Annotated in this window: 16 protein-coding genes; 12 read left to right on the top strand and 4 right to left on the bottom strand. The window is 66.2% G+C overall.

Going from position 1 to position 19,297, the window contains the following annotated elements:
* Nucleotides 1–97: 97 nt before the first annotated feature.
* On the bottom strand, nucleotides 98–1,675 hold the full coding sequence (gene garD / locus AC3WMR_RS11450; protein WP_492263188.1) for a galactarate dehydratase: 1,578 nt from the start codon (nucleotides 1,673–1,675) through the stop codon (nucleotides 98–100).
* A 246-nt stretch (nucleotides 1,676–1,921) separates the two neighbouring features.
* On the opposite strand from garD, the gene kdgD (AC3WMR_RS11445) reads away from it, so the two are divergent.
* From kdgD (AC3WMR_RS11445) to kdgD (AC3WMR_RS11435), 3 genes are all read left to right on the top strand, one after another.
* Nucleotides 1,922–2,836, top strand: coding sequence for a 5-dehydro-4-deoxyglucarate dehydratase (gene kdgD / locus AC3WMR_RS11445; protein WP_492263187.1), 915 nt, complete (start codon nucleotides 1,922–1,924; stop codon nucleotides 2,834–2,836).
* A 64-nt stretch (nucleotides 2,837–2,900) separates the two neighbouring features.
* Nucleotides 2,901–4,481, top strand: coding sequence for an aldehyde dehydrogenase (NADP(+)) (locus AC3WMR_RS11440; RefSeq protein WP_492263186.1), 1,581 nt, complete (start codon nucleotides 2,901–2,903; stop codon nucleotides 4,479–4,481).
* Nucleotides 4,482–4,678: 197 nt separating this feature from the next.
* Nucleotides 4,679–5,593 carry a 5-dehydro-4-deoxyglucarate dehydratase gene (kdgD, locus tag AC3WMR_RS11435; protein ID WP_492263185.1) on the top strand — a complete coding sequence of 305 codons (915 nt, stop codon included), beginning with the start codon at nucleotides 4,679–4,681 and terminating at the stop codon, nucleotides 5,591–5,593.
* 49 nt (nucleotides 5,594–5,642) lie between these two features.
* Here kdgD (AC3WMR_RS11435) and AC3WMR_RS11430 read toward each other — a convergent pair whose 3' ends face one another.
* On the bottom strand, nucleotides 5,643–6,191 hold the full coding sequence (locus AC3WMR_RS11430) for a MolR family transcriptional regulator (protein ID WP_492263184.1): 549 nt from the start codon (nucleotides 6,189–6,191) through the stop codon (nucleotides 5,643–5,645).
* 148 nt (nucleotides 6,192–6,339) lie between these two features.
* Between AC3WMR_RS11430 and AC3WMR_RS11425 the strand changes: the two genes are divergently transcribed.
* The 9 genes from AC3WMR_RS11425 to AC3WMR_RS11385 all read left to right on the top strand — a co-directional run bounded on the left by AC3WMR_RS11425 (nucleotide 6,340) and on the right by AC3WMR_RS11385 (nucleotide 17,120).
* Nucleotides 6,340–7,062 carry a FadR/GntR family transcriptional regulator gene (locus AC3WMR_RS11425; protein ID WP_263914633.1) on the top strand — a complete coding sequence of 241 codons (723 nt, stop codon included), beginning with the start codon at nucleotides 6,340–6,342 and terminating at the stop codon, nucleotides 7,060–7,062.
* 503 nt (nucleotides 7,063–7,565) lie between these two features.
* Complete coding sequence (locus tag AC3WMR_RS11420) at nucleotides 7,566–8,582, top strand: amino acid ABC transporter substrate-binding protein (protein ID WP_492263183.1); 1,017 nt, start codon at nucleotides 7,566–7,568, stop codon at nucleotides 8,580–8,582.
* A gap of 144 nt (nucleotides 8,583–8,726) precedes the next feature.
* Complete coding sequence (locus tag AC3WMR_RS11415) at nucleotides 8,727–9,935, top strand: aminotransferase class I/II-fold pyridoxal phosphate-dependent enzyme (protein ID WP_492263182.1); 1,209 nt, start codon at nucleotides 8,727–8,729, stop codon at nucleotides 9,933–9,935.
* 3 nt (nucleotides 9,936–9,938) lie between these two features.
* On the top strand, nucleotides 9,939–11,126 hold the full coding sequence (locus AC3WMR_RS11410; protein WP_492263181.1) for an amino acid ABC transporter permease: 1,188 nt from the start codon (nucleotides 9,939–9,941) through the stop codon (nucleotides 11,124–11,126).
* A 13-nt stretch (nucleotides 11,127–11,139) separates the two neighbouring features.
* A complete protein-coding gene (locus AC3WMR_RS11405) occupies nucleotides 11,140–12,243 on the top strand; it encodes an amino acid ABC transporter permease (protein WP_492263180.1) in 1,104 nt (367 codons plus the stop codon).
* Between the two features lie 74 nt (nucleotides 12,244–12,317).
* Nucleotides 12,318–13,058 (top strand): amino acid ABC transporter ATP-binding protein, encoded by a 741-nt coding sequence (locus AC3WMR_RS11400; protein WP_492263179.1) that lies wholly within the window; start codon nucleotides 12,318–12,320, stop codon nucleotides 13,056–13,058.
* A 252-nt stretch (nucleotides 13,059–13,310) separates the two neighbouring features.
* Complete coding sequence (locus tag AC3WMR_RS11395; protein WP_492263178.1) at nucleotides 13,311–15,638, top strand: TonB-dependent receptor; 2,328 nt, start codon at nucleotides 13,311–13,313, stop codon at nucleotides 15,636–15,638.
* A gap of 168 nt (nucleotides 15,639–15,806) precedes the next feature.
* Nucleotides 15,807–16,250, top strand: coding sequence for a hypothetical protein (locus AC3WMR_RS11390; RefSeq protein ID WP_492263177.1), 444 nt, complete (start codon nucleotides 15,807–15,809; stop codon nucleotides 16,248–16,250).
* A 99-nt stretch (nucleotides 16,251–16,349) separates the two neighbouring features.
* Nucleotides 16,350–17,120: a hypothetical protein gene (locus tag AC3WMR_RS11385; protein WP_492263176.1), complete on the top strand. Its 771-nt coding sequence runs from the start codon at nucleotides 16,350–16,352 to the stop codon at nucleotides 17,118–17,120.
* A gap of 27 nt (nucleotides 17,121–17,147) precedes the next feature.
* Here the strand turns inward: AC3WMR_RS11385 and AC3WMR_RS11380 are convergent, their stop codons facing one another.
* Together AC3WMR_RS11380 and AC3WMR_RS11375 are read right to left on the bottom strand one after the other, a co-directional pair.
* On the bottom strand, nucleotides 17,148–18,434 hold the full coding sequence (locus tag AC3WMR_RS11380) for a sensor histidine kinase (RefSeq protein WP_492263175.1): 1,287 nt from the start codon (nucleotides 18,432–18,434) through the stop codon (nucleotides 17,148–17,150).
* Nucleotides 18,427–19,107, bottom strand: coding sequence for a response regulator transcription factor (locus AC3WMR_RS11375; protein WP_492263174.1), 681 nt, complete (start codon nucleotides 19,105–19,107; stop codon nucleotides 18,427–18,429). Before AC3WMR_RS11375 ends, AC3WMR_RS11380 begins: the two co-directional genes overlap by 8 nt.
* Nucleotides 19,108–19,297: the final 190 nt, after the last annotated feature.

The following is a 19,297-nucleotide window of genomic DNA, read 5'->3' as shown; positions in this document are numbered from 1 at the left end:
TGGTGTCAGGCCCGCTCCACGGCAAGCCCGTCGAAACCGAATGGGTCAGGCATGCACGCTTCCAACTACATGCCGCAAAGCCCGCGACGCCAGCGCCTCAGGTCACCGGCCCCGGGTTGAACAGCGCCAGCGCGTTGTGCAGCTTGAGCTTTTCCGCACAGGTCTGGCGGCGGCCGCTGGCCACGTCCAGCATCAGGCGAAACAGTTCCCAGCCCACGTCTTCGATGCGGGCCTGGCCGGTGGCGATGCGGCCCGCGTCCACGTCCATCAGGTCGTGCCAGCGCCGCGCCAGGTCGCTGCGGGTGGCGACCTTGATGACCGGCACCTGCGCCAGGCCGTAAGGCGTGCCGCGCCCCGTGGTGAAGATGTGCAGGTTCATCCCGGCCGCCAGTTGCAGCGTGCCGCAGATGAAATCGCTGGCCGGCGTGGCCGCGAAGATCAGGCCCTTGCGCGTCAGCCGCTCGCCCGGCGACAGCACGCCGTCGATGTTCGACGAGCCGGATTTCACGATCGAGCCCATCGCCTTTTCGACGATGTTGGACAGGCCGCCCTTCTTGTTGCCCGGGCTGGTGTTGGCGCTGCGGTCGGCGCTGCCGCGTTGCAGGTAATCGTCGTACCAGGCCATCTCGCGCACCAGCGCCTCGGCCACTTCCGGCGTGGCGGCGCGCGCGGTCAGCTGGTCGATGCCATCACGCACTTCCGTGTTCTCGGAAAACATCACCGCGGCGCCCGCGCGCACCAGCAGGTCGGCCGCAAAGCCCACCGCCGGGTTCGCCGTCACCCCCGAAAACGCGTCGCTGCCGCCACACTGCACGCCCACCACCAGGTCAGCTGCCGGACAGGTCTCGCGTCGCCGCTGGTTCAGCTTTTCCAGGTGGCGTTCGGCGGTGCGCATGATGTTGTCGATCATGGATTCGAAACCCACGTGCTCGTCATCCTGCAACACGATGGTGTCCACGCCGTCCTGGCCGTCCGCCATGCCCTGGCCTGCCCGGATCGGAATGGCGCCGGGGGCCAGGAGGCGTTCGGGCTGCAGCTTTTCACAGCCCAGGCTGACCACCATGGTGGTGCCGCCAAAGTTCGGGTTGCGGGCGATGTTGTGCAGCGTGCGCACCGGAATCGCCGCGCCCGGCGCATCGATCGCCACCCCGCAGCCGTAGGTGTGTTCCAGCCCCACCACGTCGTCCACGTTCGGATAGCGCGGCAGCAGCTCGCGCCGGATCCGCGCCACGGCGTGTTCCACCACGCCCTGCACGCATTGCACCGTGGTGCTGATGGCCAGGATATTGCGCGTGCCCACCGTGCCGTCGGCGTTGCGGTAGCCCTGAAAGGTGTAGCCGTCCAGCGGCGGCAGCGGCGCCGTGCGGCGCGTGCCCACCGGCAGGTCCTGCAGGGTGCGGGCGGCGGGCATCGTCGTGACGCGCTCGTTGACCCAGCTGCCGCGCGGCAGCGCCTTGGCCGCGTAACCCACCACCACGTTGTAGCGCCGCACCGCCTCGCCCTCGGCCAGGTCCTGCAACGCCACCTTGTGGCCCTGCGGCACCGTGTCGACCAGCACCAGGCCGTCCGGCAGCGCGGTGCCGGCGGGCAAGCCGCCGTCGTTGGCCACGATGGCGACGTTGTCCTGGGGATGGATCTGGATAAGCACGGGCGCTTGGCCTGCCGCGAGCTGCATTCGGGTCTCCTGATCTTGTTCGGTGCCGTGAACATCGGCATCCCGTACGTTATCGTACAACTAAGAGAATAGCTGCTGCCGATTGCGTCAATGAATTGCGGATTTCCCCAAGGCTGTTCGGCACGTCATAGGGGAACTGGTCTTGAAGCGTTAAAAATCATGTTGTACGATGACGTACCTATTCACCGCGACCGACTCGGCAGACCATCCGCCGGCGCGTCGCCCGCCTCACAGGGAACCCCGCCCATGACCACGCCGCAGGAACTCAAGGAAATCGTCTCGGAAGGCTTGCTGTCCTTTCCCGTCACCGATTTCGACCGGAATGGCGACTTCAACGCCAAGACCTACGCCCAGCGCCTGGAATGGCTGGCGCCCTATGGCGCCACCGCCCTGTTCGCGGCAGGCGGCACGGGTGAGTTCTTCTCGCTGGCGCCGTCCGAGTATTCCGACGTCATCCGCACCGCCGTGAACACCTGCGCCGGCAAAGTGCCGATCCTGGCCGGCGCGGGCGGCCCCACCCGCGTCGCCATCGCCTACGCCCAGGAAGCCGAGCGCCTGGGCGCCAAGGGCGTGCTGCTGTTGCCGCACTACCTCACCGAAGCCTCGCAGCAAGGCATTCTTGACCACGTCGAACAGGTCTGCAAATCGGTCAAGATCGGCGTCATCGTCTACAACCGCGCCCAGTCGCGCCTGTCGGCCGACAGCCTTGCCGTGCTGGCCGACCGCTGCCCCAATCTGGTCGGCTTCAAGGACGGCATCGGCGACATCGAAGCCATGGTCCGCATCCGCCGCAAGCTGGGCGACCGCTTCTCGTACCTGGGCGGCCTGCCCACCGCCGAGGTCTACGCCGCGGCCTACAAGGCCCTGGGCGTGCCGGTGTACTCGTCCGCCGTCTTCAACTTCGTACCCAAGACCGCGATGGATTTCTATCGCGCCATTGCCGCGCACGACCACGACACCACCAACCGCCTGCTCGACGAGTTCTTCCTGCCCTACCTGGAAATCCGCAACCGCTGCGCCGGCTACGCCGTCAGCATCGTCAAAGCCGGCGCCAAGCTGGTCGGCCACGATGCCGGCCCGGTCCGTGCCCCGCTGACGGATCTGAAGCCCGACGAGCTGGAAGCGCTGAACGCCCTGATCAAGAAGCTCGGCCCCCAATAAGCCGGCCTTGCAGCCACGCCTGCCCGCCCCCTGCCTGGGGGCGTTTTCATTCGGAGAATCACGCATGACTTTGACCGGCAACATGTTGATCGGCGCCAGCGCCGTCAAGGGCACCGGCGCCCCGCAGCACGCCATCAATCCCGCCAACGGCCAGGCCCTGGAACCCGGCTTTCCCGCCGGCACCGCGCAAGACGTCGCCCGCGCCGCCGAGCTGGCCCAGGCCGCCTTCGACCCCTACCGCGCCGCGCCCCTGGAAACCCGCGCGCAGTTCCTGGAAAGCATCGCCGACGGCATCCTGCAACTGGGCGACGCGCTGATCGAGCGCACGCATCTGGAAACCGGCCTGCCGCTGGCCCGCCTGCAAGGCGAGCGCGGCCGCACCGTCGGCCAGCTGCGCCTGTTTGCCCGCGTGGTGCGCGACGGCGACTTCCTGGACGCCACCATCGACCCCGCCCAGCCCGACCGCCAACCCTTGCCGCGTGCCGACCTGCGCCTGGCCAATGTGCCACTGGGCCCAGTCGCCGTGTTCGGCGCCAGCAACTTCCCGCTGGCTTTCTCGGTGGCAGGCGGCGACACCGCATCGGCCCTGGCGGCCGGCTGCCCCGTCATCGTCAAGGCCCACAACGCCCACCCCGGCACCTCGGAAATGGTCGGCCGCGTGATCCAGCAGGCCGTTGCCAAGCACGGCCTGCCCGAAGGCACGTTCTCGCTGCTCTTTGGCGCCGGCAATGACATCGGCACCGCGCTGGCCACCCACCCAGCCATCACGGCCGTGGGCTTCACCGGTTCGCGCCGCGGTGGCCTGGCACTGGTCGCCGCCGCCAACGCCCGCCCCGTGCCGATTCCCGTGTACGCCGAGATGTCCAGCATCAACCCGGTATTCCTGCTGCCGGCGGCCCTGGAAACGCGTGCCGAGGCCATCGCCAAGGGCTTTGTCGACTCGCTGGTGATGGGCGTGGGCCAGTTCTGCACCAACCCGGGCCTGGTCATCGGCATCGAAGGCCCGGCGCTGGAACGCTTCCGCCAGGCCGCCGCGCAGGCCGTCCAGGCCAAGGGCGCAGCCACCATGCTGACGCCCGGCATCTTCTCGGCCTACGCGCAAGGCGAACAGGCCCTGGCCGGCCACGCCAGCGTCGCCACGCTGGGCCGCGGCGAAGCCTCAAAGCCCGCCGCCAACGCCGCCGGCCCCGCCGTCTTCGGCACCGATGCCGCCCGTTTCCTGGCATCGCCCGAACTCGAAGCCGAAGTCTTCGGCCCGGCGTCCCTCGTCGTGGCCTGCCGCGATGCCGCCGAGATGCGCGCCGTGGCCGAACACCTGGAAGGCCAGCTGACCGCCACGCTGTTCGTCGACGACGCCGACACCGATGCCGCGCGCGCGCTGCTGCCCGTGCTGGAACGCAAGGCCGGCCGCATCCTGGCCAACGGCTACCCCACTGGCGTCGAAGTCAGCCATGCCATGGTGCACGGCGGCCCCTTCCCGGCCACGTCCAACCCCGCCTCGACCTCGGTCGGCGCCACCGCCATCCGCCGCTTCCTGCGCCCGGTCTGCTACCAGGACCTGCCCGATGCGCTGCTGCCCGATGGCGTCAAGCGCACCAATCCGCTGAACCTGCCGCGCAGGGTGGACGGGGTCATCGCCGCCTGACGCGTCCTGCATTCGGCCAAGGCGGGCGGCGATGAGCCGCCCGTTTTTTCGCGGTGATTTTGTTGTACGACAACATCAGCCAGAGATTTTTTCTGCTTTGCCCCACCATCTTGTATGTTGTACGATGACATACATCTACTGATCTTTCTTCCCGCCGTCCTCACCGATGGCTTCTTCCCGCTATCACGGATCCAGGTATGACCACTCCCCAGGAACTCAAGGCCATCGTCTCGGAAGGCTTGCTGTCCTTTCCCGTCACCGATTTCGACCAGAACGGCGACTTCAACGCCAAGACCTATGCCCAACGCCTGGAATGGCTGGCGCCCTACGGCGCCACCGCCCTGTTCGCGGCCGGTGGCACGGGTGAGTTCTTCTCGCTGGCGCCGTCCGAGTATTCCGACGTCATCCGCACCGCCGTGAACACCTGCGCCGGCAAAGTGCCGATCCTGGCCGGCGCGGGCGGCCCCACCCGCGTGGCCATCTCCTACGCACAGGAAGCCGAACGCCTGGGCGCCAAGGGCGTGCTGCTGTTGCCGCACTACCTCACCGAAGCCTCGCAGCAAGGCATTCTTGACCACGTCGAACAGGTCTGCAAATCGGTCAAGATCGGCGTCATCGTCTACAACCGCGCCCAGTCGCGCCTGTCGGCCGACAGCCTTGCCGTGCTGGCCGACCGCTGCCCCAACCTGGTCGGCTTCAAGGACGGCATCGGCGACATCGAAGCCATGGTCCGCATCCGCCGCAAGCTGGGCGACCGCTTCTCGTACCTGGGCGGCCTGCCGACTGCCGAGGTCTACGCCGCGGCCTACAAGGCCCTGGGCGTGCCGGTGTACTCGTCCGCCGTCTTCAACTTCGTACCCAAGACCGCGATGGACTTCTATCGCGCCATTGCCGCGCACGACCACGACACCACCAACCGCCTGCTCGACGAGTTCTTCCTGCCCTACCTGGAAATCCGCAACCGCTGCGCCGGCTACGCCGTCAGCATCGTCAAGGCCGGCGCCAAGCTGGTCGGCCACGACGCCGGCCCGGTCCGCGCCCCGCTGACGGACCTGAAGCCCGACGAGCTGGAAATGCTCAACGCGCTTATCAAGAAGCTGGGCCCGCAGTAAAGGCGATGCTTGGGGTGACGCTCGACGCGTCACCCCAAGCATCGCGCCCCTACCCCACCGACGGCTGGTTCAACACCGCCAACATCTCTTCCAGACGCGCCTGTTCCTGGTCTGCGAATTCCCAGTTCGGATACTTGCTGCGCGCCCGCGCGTTCAGCCACAGCTGATCCGCAATGGCCGACTTGGCCAGGCCCAGCAATTCGGCATCGATACGGCCGGCAATCTTCAGCTGCCCGAACGCCGTCGCCACGATCGCACGGCATTCGCCCTGGAAAAAACGTTCGTGCATGTCGTCTTCGTCCAGCCACTGCGTCCTGGCGTCCAGGTCATGGCGAATGCGGTCCCAGGGCACGTCCAACCCCCAGTCGGCCAGAAACTCGTTCATGAACGTGACGATGCCGCGGCCGCTCTTGTTCTCGCGGTACCAGTCCTGCAGGCCGCTCAACGCATCATTGCCGTCATCGCTGCCAAACGGGCTGAAATCGTCGGCGCAGTCGTAATAGAAGTCATCGCCGGCCAGCGCCACGAAGTTGGGGTGGCTGGTTTCCCGAGCCAGGCCTTCGTCTTCATCGTCAAAGTACAGATCGTTTTTCGGCATCGTGCGTGGGTTCCATTTTTTGTGTGTGTCGGAAGGGGCATGATAAGCCAGCCCCCCCCCCCCAATTCCTCTCCTGTATGCTGTCATACGGCCCCAGCCGTTTATCATTAGGCCTTCGTCCCCCGGCACTACCCCCCAAAAAGAGACAATGGAAACTCCCCGGCCCCGCCCGCGTTCGCGCTTGACCGACGTCGTGATCGACGAACTGACCAAGCGCCTGGACGCCCGGCAGTACCGCCCCGGCGACAAGCTGCCGTCCGAACACGCGCTGTGCGCCGAGTTCGACGTCAGCCGCACCGTCATCCGCGAAGCCGTGGCCTCGATGCGCCTGAGCGGCCGGCTGGTCAGCAAGGCCGGCATCGGCGTCTTCGTCACCGAAGACCGTGAAAAACCCATCGACTTCGTCGTGGCGCCGGCAGGCGACCCGCGCTGGGCCCTGCACATCATGGAATTGCGCGCCGGGCTCGAGGTCGAGGCCTGTGGGTTGGCGGCAGAGCGCCGCAGCGCCGCCGACCTGAGCGGCATCGTCGAGGCGTTCGACGCCTTCAACCGCGCCACCCGCGACATGGAAGCCGCCGTCAAGGCCGACTACGAATTCCATCTGTCCATCGCCCGGGCGTCCAACAACCCGCACTTTCCCGCGCTGCTGCAGGCCGCGGTGCGCGACGTCATGCTGGACCTGAACATCAAGCACGGCGGCAAGACGCCCGAAGAACTCGAAACCTACGAAACCCGCAACGTGCAGGAACACGAGGCCATCCTGACGGCCATCATGCGGCGCGACCCCGGCGCCGCCCGCGCCGCCATGGCCCGCCACCTGGGCGACAGCATCGCCCGCTACCGCAAGCTGCTGTCGCACCCGCCCGCCTGATCGGCCGCGGTCACGTCCCTTCCCTGGTCGGATGCGCTCATGCGCATCCCACAAGACCACGACAGCACGCTGCCCCAGGCATCGGCCCTGAATATCCTTCGGCGCCCCGCGGGCGCCATATCCCCCAGGCATTCCTCAAATTACGGGAATCCCCTTACTTGCTCACTTGTATGATGGCTGCCATCATATGTCTCATGTGTTCGTAAAGCCCGCCAGTGACAGCCGCCACTCGGGATCAGTTACGCAAGACCTGCCGTCCAAGTGCCGCCGATGACCACGTTGCCTGCCCTGCGCCCGACCTTCCAACGCTACGCCACCCGTATCCACCGGTAGCCGCCCGTCTGGAAAGCCGCTGCCGCGACCTCGCCGCATTCCTCGCTTTCCCCTCCCCTGTCCGTACCCGCACACACCGCCGCTTCTGCCCGACAGGCGTGAGGCGCGTTGTCGCGCGTCCGGTCTCTGCCCTTCGCTTCGTCCTACCCCCTCCCCTGGAGAACACTTTCATGCGCAAGTTCCTGACCACCGCCGTCGCGGCGACCCTGCTGTGCGTGGCGTCCGGCGCCCAAGCCGGCGTTACCTTCGAAGCCGTCAAGAAAAAAGGCTTCCTGCAATGCGGCTTTGCCGGCATTCCCGGTTTCTCGGTGCTGGACAGCAAGGGCGAATGGACCGGCCTGGACGTGGACATGTGCCGCGCCGTGGCGGCCGCCATGTTCGGCGACGCGTCCAAGGTCAAGGGCAACGTGCTGACCGCCCAGGCCAAGTTCACCGCCTTGCAGTCCGGTGAAATCGACATGCTGTCGCGCAACACCACCCAGACCCTGACGCGCGACACCACGCTGGGCCTGATCGGCGTGGGCGTGAACTTCTATGACGCGCAGGGCCTGATCGTGAAGAAGTCCATGAACGTGAAGACGGTCAAGGAACTGGACGGCGCCACCGTCTGCGTGCAGCCCGGCACCACCACCGAACTGAACCTGGCCGACTACTTCCGCGCCCGCGGCATCACCTTCAAGCCCGTGCTGGTCGAGAACTACGACGAGAACTTCCGCCTGCTGGAATCGGGCCGCTGCGACGCCTACACCAACGACAAGTCCAACACCGCCGCCAACATGCGCACGCGCCTGGCCAAGCCCGACGACTGGGAAATCCTGCCGGAAAACCTGTCCAAGGAACCGCTGGGCCCGATGGTGCGCCAGGGCGACGAACAGTGGTTCAACGTGGTGCGCTGGTCGCTCAACGCCATGCTGGAAGCCGAGGAATACGGCATCACCTCCAAGAACGTCGATGAGATGCTCAAGAGCACCAACCCCAACGTGCAGCGCATCCTGGGCGTGACGCCCGGCATGGGCAAGAACCTGGGGCTGGACGACAAGTGGGCCTACAACATCATCAAGCAAGTCGGCAACTACGGCGAAAGCTATGACCGCGCCATGGGCAAGGAAAGCCCCCTGAAGCTGGACCGCGGCCTGAACAAGCTGTGGACGCAAGGCGGCCTGATGTACGGCTGGCCGGTGCGTTGATGCCCAGGCTCGCCTTGCCTTCCGGCAAGCGGGCCGCCTCGCGGCCAGGCGGGTTCCGCCCGCCTGACCGCGCCACACGTTTCCCTTGATTTTCGCGGGGCCGGCGGGTGTGCCGGCCACCGCCTTTTTTCAGAAGCAGTCACCATGAACAGCATCGTCAACGCCCGCCTCAAGCAGATCAAACCTTCCCCCAGCATGGCCGCCAAGATCGTCGTCGACGAACTGCGCCGCGCCGGCCGCGAGATCGCCGACTTCACCCTGGGCGAGCCCGACATGCCCACGCCCGCCCACATCGCGCGCGCCGGGCAGGCCGCCATTGCCGGCGGCGACATCCGCTACACCAGCCCCAACGGCACGCCGGGCCTGCGCCGCGCCATCGCCAACAGCCTGGAACTGTCGCTGGGCGCCAAGTACGGCCTGGACCAGATCACCGTGGGCGCCGGCGCCAAGCAGATCATCAGCGCGGCACTCACCGCCAGCCTGGAACCCGGCGACGAAGTGATCGTGTGCGCCCCGTACTGGGTCTCGTACCCGGACATGGTGCTGCTCAACGAAGGCAAGCCCGTCGTCGCCGCCGGCCCGGAATCGCAAGGTTTCAAGCTGGACGCCGCCACGCTGGAAGCCGCCATCACGCCGCGCACCCGCTGGCTGATCCTGAATTCGCCCAGCAACCCCAGCGGCGCCGTCTACAGCCGCGCCGAAATGCGCGCCCTGACCGACGTGCTGCTGCGCCATCCGCGCGTCTGGATTCTCAGCGACGAGATCTACGCGCCCTTCTGCTATGGCAATGAGCCGCACGTGTCGCCCGTGCAGGTGGAACCGCAACTGGCCGACCGCACCCTGATCGTCAACGGCATGTCCAAGTCGTACGCCATGACCGGCTGGCGCGTGGGCTACGGCGCCGGCCCGGCCGACCTCATCAAGGCCATGAGCACCGTGATGTCGCAAAGCACCAGCTGCCCCAGCGCCATCTCGCAAGCCGCCGCCCAGGCCGCCCTGGAAGGCGACCAGACCAGCGTCACCGACATGGTTGCCATCTTCAAGGGCCGCCGCGACCTGATCGTGCGCCGCCTGAACGCCATTCCCGGCATCTCGTGCGCCATGCCCGACGGCGCCTTCTATGTCTACGCCAACGTCAGCGGCCTGATTGGCCGCACCGGCCCCGACGGCGAGCTGAAGACCGACCTGGACGTCAGCCTGTTCTTCCTGCGCCAGGCCGGCGTGGCCGTGATCGATGGCGGCTCGTATGGCCTGTCGCCCTACGTGCGCTTCTCGTTCGCCACCGCCACCGAAGTGATCGAGCAAGGCATGGACCGCCTGACCGCCGCGGTCAACGCGCTGATGGCGGGCTGAACCGTGGGTAAAGCACGTTCCGCCAACGCGCGGCGCGCGCCGCGCCGCTGGTCCTGGAACGACCCCGCCACCCGCGCCCTGGCCTATCAGGCCCTGGCGCTGGCCCTGGCGGGGTCGGCCATCTGGTTCCTGGTCCACAACACCCTGCAAAACCTGGCGCTGCGCAACATCGCCACCGGCTTTGGCTTCCTGTCGCGCGAAGCGGGCTTCGCCATCGGCGAATCGCCCATCGCCTACGGCCCGGCCGACACCTACGGCCGCGCCATCGCGGTCGGCATTCTGAACACGCTGCGCGTCGGCCTGATCGCCCTGGTCGCCGCCACCGTGCTGGGCGTGCTGATCGGCGTGGGCCGGTTGTCCAGGAACTGGCTGATCGCGCGCCTGGCCTCGATCTACGTCGAAGTGATGCGCAACGTGCCGCTGCTGTTGCAGCTGTTCTTCTGGTACGCGCTCATCACCGAGAACATGCCCGGCCCGCGCCAGGCGCACCATCCGCTGCCGGGCGTATTCATTTCCAACCGCGGCCTGAAGGTGCCAGGGCTGGAAGGCGCCTCGCTGGATTGGGCGCTGGGCGGACTGGGCCTGGCGATTGTCGCCATCCTGTGCCTGGGCCACTGGGGCAAGAAGCGCCAGGAAGCCACCGGCCACGTGTTCCCGCTGGGCCGCGCCGCCCTCGGCCTGTTGATCGGCCTGCCGCTCATGGGCTGGCTGGTCAGCGGCGCCTCGCTGACGCTGGATATGCCCGAATTGAAGGGCTTCAACTTCACCGGCGGACTGACCCTGACGCCGGAATTCGCCGCCCTGCTGCTGGGCCTGGTGATCTACACCGCCGCCTTCATCGCCGAAGTGGTGCGCTCGGGCATCCAGGCAGTCGGCAACGGCCAATGGGAAGCCGCGGGCGCGCTGGGCCTGCGCCGGCCCCTGGCGCTGCGCCTGGTGGTGTTGCCGCAGGCGCTGCGCGTCATCATCCCGCCCATGACCAGCCAGTATCTGAACCTGTTGAAAAACAGTTCCCTGGCGGTGGCCATCGGCTATCCGGACATCGTGTCCGTGGTGAACACCACGCTGAACCAGACCGGCCAGGCCATCGAGGGCATTCTCATCATCATGGGCGCCTACCTGACGGTCAGCCTGTCGATCTCGATATTCATGAACGGGTACAACAAGCGCATCGCGCTGGTGGAGCGTTGATATGAGCAGTCATATGAGCCCCCCCGCGCAACTCCCCACCGAAGGGCTGCCGCCGCCCAAGGCCCACGTCGGTGCGTGGGCCTGGGTGCGCGAGCGCCTGTTTTCCTCGCCCCTGAACATCCTGATCACCGTACTGGTGGCGTGGTTCCTGTTGATGTCGGTGCCGGCGTTGGTGGAGTGGGCCGTTATCCGCGCCAACTACACCGCCGCCAACGCGCAGGAATGCCGGGCATCCGTCGGCGGCGCCTGCTGGGCCTTCATCATCGAGAAGCATCGCCTGATCCTGTTCGGCACGTATCCGTACGACGAGCAATGGCGTCCGCTGATCGCGACCCTGATCCTGATCGCGGTCATCGTCTGCAGCGGCATCCGCCGTTTCTGGAACGGCAAGCTCGCTGTCATCTGGACCGTCGGCCTGACCGCCGTGGCCCTGTTGATGTGGGGCGGCGTGTTCGGCCTGACCTACGTGGAAAACGCACGCTGGGGCGGCCTGCCGCTCACGCTGATCCTGTCCACGTTCGGCATCGCCTTCGCCTTCCCGATCGGCGTGCTGCTGGCCCTGGGCCGGCGCTCGAAGATGCCCGCGATCAAGGCGCTGTGCGTCGTGTACATCGAGCTGATCCGCGGCGTGCCGCTGATCAGCCTGCTGTTCATGTCGTCGGTGATGCTGCCGCTGTTCCTGCCCGAAGGCTTTTCCATCGACAAGCTGTTGCGCGCGCAGATCGCGATCATCATGTTCGCGGCCGCGTATATCGCCGAAACGGTGCGCGGCGGCCTGCAGGCGATTCCCAAGGGGCAGTACGAAGGCGCCGATTCGCTGGGCCTGAACTACTGGCAGCAGATGCGCAAGATCATCCTGCCGCAGGCCCTGAAGATCGTCATCCCGCCGCTGGTCAGCATCTTCATCGCGCTGTTCAAGGACACCTCGCTGGTGGTCATCATCGGCATCTTCGACCTGACGCTGGCAGCCAAGGCGGCGCTGTCCGACGCGGCTTGGCGCGGATTCGGGGTAGAGGCGTACCTGTTCATCTCGCTGATCTACTTCGTCTTCTGCTTCTCCATGTCCAAATACAGCCAGGCACTGGAAAAACGCCTGGCCACGGGTCATGAACGCTAGGGTCAACGGCCCCACACTTTTGCCGCGCGTCCGCCCAAAGCGGGCGCGCACCGCGATACTTAGGGAGTACAGGCATGTCTGATGCCATCATTGAACTGCAGGACGTGAACAAGTGGTACGGCCAGTTCCACGTGCTGCGCAACATCAACCTGGACGTGGCGCCGGGTGAGCGCATCGTGGTGTGCGGGCCGTCCGGTTCGGGCAAGTCCACCATGATCCGCTGCATCAACCGGCTCGAAGAGCACCAGAAAGGCCACATCATCGTGGACGGCACGGACCTCACCAACGACTTGAAGCACATCGAGACCATCCGCAAGGACGTCGGCATGGTGTTCCAGCACTTCAACCTGTTCCCGCACCTGACGGTGCTGGAAAACCTGACGCTGGGCCCCATGTGGGTGCTGAAAAAGCCGCGTGCCGAAGCCGAAGCCACGGCCATGAAGTACCTGGAACGCGTGCGCATTCCGGATCAGGCCAAGAAATTCCCCGGCCAGCTGTCCGGCGGCCAGCAGCAGCGCGTGGCGATTGCCCGGTCGCTGTGCATGAGCCCCAAGATCATGCTGTTCGATGAGCCGACCTCGGCCCTGGACCCGGAAATGGTCAAGGAAGTGCTGGACGTGATGGTCAACCTGGCCCAGGAAAGCGGCATGACGATGCTGTGCGTGACCCACGAAATGGGCTTTGCGCGCAAGGTCGCCAACCGCGTCATCTTCATGGACCGCGGCGAGATCATCGAGCAGAACAGCCCGGACGAGTTCTTCGACAACCCGCAGAACGAACGCACCAAGCTGTTCCTGAGCCAGATCCTGCATTGATCCGAATCGCGGGCGCTGCACCGTCGATCCCAGGCCGCCTTCCCGCGAAGGCGGCTTTTCTTTTGGGCGAGACCTTTTCAACCCCCTTCCCCGTGATCTTCAGGACCTGCGGATCAAGTCGGCGCTCCGGTTCATACCGCCCAAGCGTCACATGCTGGCCCATCCGTTCCCACCCGCGCCTTAACAAGATATTGAGACTCGCCTACCTAGAATCGCCAACGATTCTCATTGGCACTTCTCTTGGAACTTCTCATGGCGCAGTCCTTCTCCCCTCCCCGCGGCGCGTTCGCGCTCAAAACCCTGGGCATCGCGCTAGGCGCCGCCGCCAGCGCCCAGGCCCAGCCGGCCGACACCGCCGTGCAACTGGCCCCCGTCACGGTACAAGGCGACGCGCCCCCCTACAAGGCCGACCGCGTCCAGTCCGGCAAATTCACCGAGCCGCTGCTAGACACCCCGCAAAGCATCACCGTCGTGCCCCGCGCCGTGCTGGAAGAACAGCAGGCCCAGAGCCTGCAGGACGTGCTGCGCAACGTGCCTGGCATCACCTTCAGTTCCGGCGAAGGCAACCTGGGCTGGGGCGACATGTTCACCATCCGCGGGTTCTCGGCCGAACAAAGCATCACCGTCGACGGCATCCGCGACGCCGGCCTGTCCAGCCGCACCGACATATTCAATCTGGAACAGGCCGAAGTCTTCAAGGGCACCGGGTCCATTGAATCCGGCGTGTCCGCCGTGGGCGGCAGCGTCAACCTGGCCAGCAAGCAAGCCCGCCTGGGATCGTTCTACAAGGCCTCGGGCGGCCTGGGCACCGACCACTACCGGCGCATCACCGCAGACCTGAACCAGGAGCTGACCGACAGCTCGGCCCTGCGCATCAACCTGATGCGCCACCACAACGGCGTGGCCGAGCGCGACGTGACCGAGTTCGACCGCTCCGGCATCGCCGCATCGCTGGCCATGGGCTTGGGCACGCCCACCCGCGTCACCTTCAACTACCTGCACCAGGAAGACAACAACATCCCCGACGGCGGTGTGCCCATCCAGCGCGGCACCGGCGGCCAGCGCATGCCCAACGTCGCGCGCAACGCCTGGTATGGCGATCCGTCGCTCTACACCGAGCAGACCCGCACCGACCAGGCCACCCTGAAAGTCGAACACGACTTCAACCAGGGCGTGCGCCTGTCCAACATCAGCCGCTGGCAGCAAACCGACCGCATCGGCGTCCTGTCGCCCGCGCGTTTCAACAGCACGTCACGCACGTCCTACGGCTATGTCGGCGCCGGCCCGCTGGTCACCAGCGCCGATGGCATTGCGTCCTACAGCGGCTACACCGCGCTGGACAACCCCAGCCCCTACGCCCAGCTGCGCGGTAACGACTTCGGCACCTCCAAGCGCTACACCATCCTGGCCAACCAGAGCAACCTGAACCTGGACTTCAAGACGGGCGGCATCAAGCACCAGGTCGTTACCGGCATCGAGTTCTACCAGGAAACCTACGGCGACCACGAACGCACCATCAAGGCCCCGTCCACCAACCCCACCATCGACCTGCGCAACACCGGCGGCGTCGACATGGGCGGGGTCGACACCGTCAAGGGCAACAGCGGCAACGAAGCTCGCGTATTCAATACCGGCCTGTACGTCGCCGACACCCTGACCCTGACGCCCCAATGGCTGGTGCAAGGCGCGCTGCGCTATGACCGCTACCGCGTCACCCAGGTATCCGGATCGGCCGGCAACCACACCACCAACCGCATCGAAGACGGCGCCTGGAGCGGCCGCGTCGGCCTGACCTACAAGCCCGTCGAACAAGCCAGCCTCTACGCCGCCTACAGCCAGGCTGCCCAACCGTCGGCACTGGGCGCCTCGACCAACAACAACATCTACGGCGCCACCGGTGGCGACAGCTACAAACCCGCCGTCTCCAAGACCTGGGAACTGGGCGCCAAATGGGACGCCGCCGGCGGCGACCTGTCGCTGACCAGCGCCCTGTTCCGCACCGAGCTGTCCGATTCCTGGGAATACGGCGACGACGCCACCGACGTCGTGCGCGCCCTGCCCGCCAAGCGCGTCGACGGCATCGAACTGGGCCTGTCCGGCAACATCACCCCGCGCTGGTCCGCCTTTGCCGGCGTCAGCGCCATGAAAAGCCGCATCACCAAAGGCGCCAACAGCGGCGAAGAAGCCAAGAACGTCCCCGACCTGACCTTCAACCTGTGGACCACCTACGCCGCCACCGACCGCCTCTCGCTCAGCTACGGTGCGCAATACGTCGGCAAGCGCCGCTACACCGACAACAAGTATGTCGGCGGCAAGAACAACAACAGCGCCACCGTCGCCGGGCCGTCGGGCACCCATCCAATCTGGGTTCGTGATGATGAGAAGGCCCCGTCGTACTGGCTGCATTCCGTGGCGGCGCGCTATCGCGTGGACAAAGCGCTGACCGTGGGGATGAACGTCGAGAACCTGTTCAATAAGTTCTATTACAGCCGGGTAGGTGCGTCGCTGGATGGGTTCCAGCTGTATGGGGTTCCGGGGGCTGGGCGGACGGTGACGTTTACGGCGGAGTTGTCATTCTAGAAACGTCCTGAAAATTAAGAATCTTCCAATTCTCTTTTGCGTCCGGAATGCGTAGCTTGGGTGCGCATCCCGGATTTTTTCTTTTTACGGATGCCCCTTCGAGCCTCAGCAGACAACCCATCAGAATTGCGTGCCGGCATCTCACTGACAACCATAGACGAGAGAAAAATGAGCGAAGCCGCGATTCAACTTGATTTACTTGAAGAGAATATCGACCTGAAGGCCATCCCTTTTGACGAATCCGCCCTGATCCTGTCCAAGTTTCTCCAGCAACTCGCAACGGAAATGTGCGAGAAACGACAATTTTCGAGGGCGTTCTTGCGGCGGACGACCGAGACGCTGGGGCTGCGACTCACTCTCGGAAAAATTCCTGCCGTGGCCGAGCTACGGCAAGCAAGGGCGAACACGTGGAAGCTGTACCACGCCGAGCCAGAGTCCCCCAAGAAATACTTTCTCAGAGCCGTGATCTGCTGCCTCTACGATAAAGACACCGACAACACCACCGAGCTTGAGACCCCGGAAATGGTTGAGTTGTTCTTCTTTGTGCTCTCGGATGTCGGGTCGGGAATCTGCGAACGGTTTCGGGTGTTCTTTGAGTCGCAGGCCCAATAGCAGGGCATCATCCGGCCCTGTCAAAGTCCCTGTACAAGCGTCGTCCCGGGCGGCCTGTACACTGCCCCTCAAGCCCACCACCCGGAGCGCAAGACCACCATGGAGATCACCCCCGTCGACTACCGCGAGCAGTACGCATTTCAGCCTGTCGACACCCTCAGCCATCGCCGGCTGTCCGGCGCCCTGTCGCTGCAAAAGGTTCTGGACTGCCTGGACGAGTTGCGCCGGGCCGACCCTGGCCACCGGTACTTCTGCACGCTCGACGACATCAACCAGTGTTGCTACACCAGCGGCCACGCGGGCAATGACGATCGCATCGACATGGACTACGGCGACACCGACTTCGACGACCCGGAATCGGTGCACGCCTTCGAGGTGCGCCGCGCGGCTCACGTGGCGGTGCGATTGCAGGACGCGGCGTTGCGTCAGTCCTGGGAAGACGTGTGCGGCACGCTGATGACCACCCAGGAAGACGTGGACGTCCTGGTAGCCACCAACCGCGATCCAGACCGGCTGATCGATAGCGTGGTCTATATCCAGCGCGTCACCGTGCCCGACGACACCTTCATGATCGCCGCCCTGCCGAATGGCTACTTCTCCTGCGACTGGGATGTGTTTCAGAACCATGCGGTGATTCGGCGCATGCATGAGCGGCATGGCTACCGCTTTGTCGGGCTTGGTGCGTCGTGGTTGGGGTTCGCGCGGGATACGCCGCTGCAGCCGGCGGCGGCCGATGCATTGGTGGCGGACCTGGCGGACTTGTATGGCTGCGCCCGCGACGAGCACCAAGCCGCTTGGCGTGAGCTTGCCGGGATTGCGGCTAGCGGGAACGTACTGCTGCTGGGGTACACGGAGAATTTCGCCGAGTAGCGATTCAGGATCGGCCGACGCGCAGCCTCACTGTCGCATGGCGCCTTCAAGTTCCACCCGAAACACGCTCCCCTGCCCCGGCGCCGATTCCAGCGAGACCGTCCACCCCTGGTGCTCGCAAATCCGCTGCACCAGCGACAGGCCCAACCCGAGATTGCCGTTGTCCGGCTGCGTGCCCCGCACGAAGGGGCTGAAGATGGCTTCCTGGCGTTCGGCGGGAATACCGGGGCCGTCGTCGGCGACTCGCAGGTAGCCGCCGCCCGCCTGGATGGTGACGCGTGCCCCCGGGCCGGCGTACTGCAAGGCATTGCGGATCAGGTTGGACAGGACCGCGCGCAGCAATGGGGCGGGAAACGTCGGGCAGGCCTTGGCCGCGCCACGATCCGCATCCCCCTCGAACACCAACGTCATGCCGCGCCGCTGTGCGACGGCGGTCCATGTGGCCAGTTGCTCGCGCGCCGCCTCGGGCGCGCTTTCCCGCACGAATTGCCCGCCTGCGTCGCGGCCGCGGGCCAGCATCAGGTAGGTGTCCAGCCGCTCGCCCATATCCGTTGCGGCAGCGGCAATGCGTTTGACGCGGGCCGCGCCGTCTTCATCCAGCCCCGGCTCTTCCAGCAGCAATTCGCACGAACTGGAAATGACCATGAGCGGCGTGCGCAGCTCGTGGCCGACGTCGGCGGTGAAGAGCTGTTCGCGGCGCAAGGCCTGTTCGAGCTGGTTGTAGGTGGCGTCGAAGGCGGCGGCGAGGCGGCCGATTTCGTCGGGGGGATAGTCTTCGGCCAGGCGGGTCTGGGGCGGTTGCGCGCCGCGCGCGGTGACTTGCGCGGCCAGGCGCGCCAGCGGGCGCAGCATGCGGCGCGTGGCCAGGGTACCCAGCACGAAGGCCAGGACCAGGCTGGCGGCGAGCCCCGTGACGACGGTCCAGTGGGAGGTGGCCTGGTTGCGTTCGTATTCGGTGTAGTCGCGCAGCAGCATGTAGCGCTGGCCGTCTTTGTCGTCGACCATGGCGTGCCACACGCGGCCGTCGCGCTCGATCTTGTGAAAGCCGGGGCCCAGGCGCCGCAGCCAGTCCGGAAACGCCGAGCCTCCAGGGTCGCCATGAAAGAAGCGATGTGGCCGGCCCGGGTCGATGCCGGCCAGGAAGTCGCCGCGCACGCGGTCCACGGCCATGCCCATGTCGATGCGTTGCAGGTGGACTTCGAGCTTGTTGACGCTCCAGATGGACACCCAGGTCAGCGCGCCGCCGACCAGCAGGGCCAGCAGTACGTAGGTCAGCACCAGGTGGCGGGCCAGGCCGCGCCGCGCGCTACGCATCGGCAGCCCGTAGCTGGTAGCCGATGCCGTGCACCGTGACCAGCAAGGGGGTGTCGAACGGCTTGTCGACCACCTGGCGGATCTGGTGGATGTGGGTGCGCAGGCTGTCGCTGTCGGGCGGCGAGTCGCGCCACAGGGCTTCCTCCAGGCGGCCGCGATGCACCACGGCCGGGCTGGCGCGCATCAGCAGCATCAGCAGTTGCAGGGGCGATGGCGGCAGGCGCAGGGGCTGGCCGGCGCGGGTCAGCGCCAGCGTGCCGGTATCCAGCGTCAGGTCGCCCACACGCAGCACGCGCGCAGCGCCCGCGCCGCTGGCCCGGTGCAACAAAGCCTTGGCGCGGGCGGCCAGTTCGGCCAGGGCGAAGGGCTTGACCAGGTAGTCGTCGGCGCCGGCATCAAAGCCGGCCAGCCGGTTGTCCAGGGTGTCGCGCGCGGTGACCATGATGACGGGGGTGTCGCAGGCGGCCTCGGTGCGCAGGCGGCGGCACAGGTCGTAGCCATCCAGCCGGGGCAGCATCAGGTCCAGCACGATCAGGTCGAAGCCGCCGGTGGCCGCCATGGCGTAGCCGCGCAAGCCGTCTTCGGCGCAGTCGACGATGTAGCCGCGGCGCGTGAGGTGGTGCGTGATGTTGGCCAGGATGTCGGGGTCGTCTTCGATGACAAGAACGCGCATGTCGGGCAGTGCCGGAAATGGAAATCAGTCTCATATTGTAAGCGCCGCCTCCGCCCGGCCATCCGCTGGCCTGGCGCTTGCGGCCCCGGCGCCACAGCGGCGACGCGTCTTAACGCTTTCTTGAGACGGGATGGCGGAGACTGCACGGCGATAGGAATGGTTCGCGTTACCCGCATCCCCGCGGCGCACG

The organism is Achromobacter sp. FW305-C-28 (assembly GCF_058783235.1).
The sequence above is the reverse complement of the archived record's forward strand: the minus strand, read 5'-3'. Positions and strand labels throughout refer to the sequence as shown.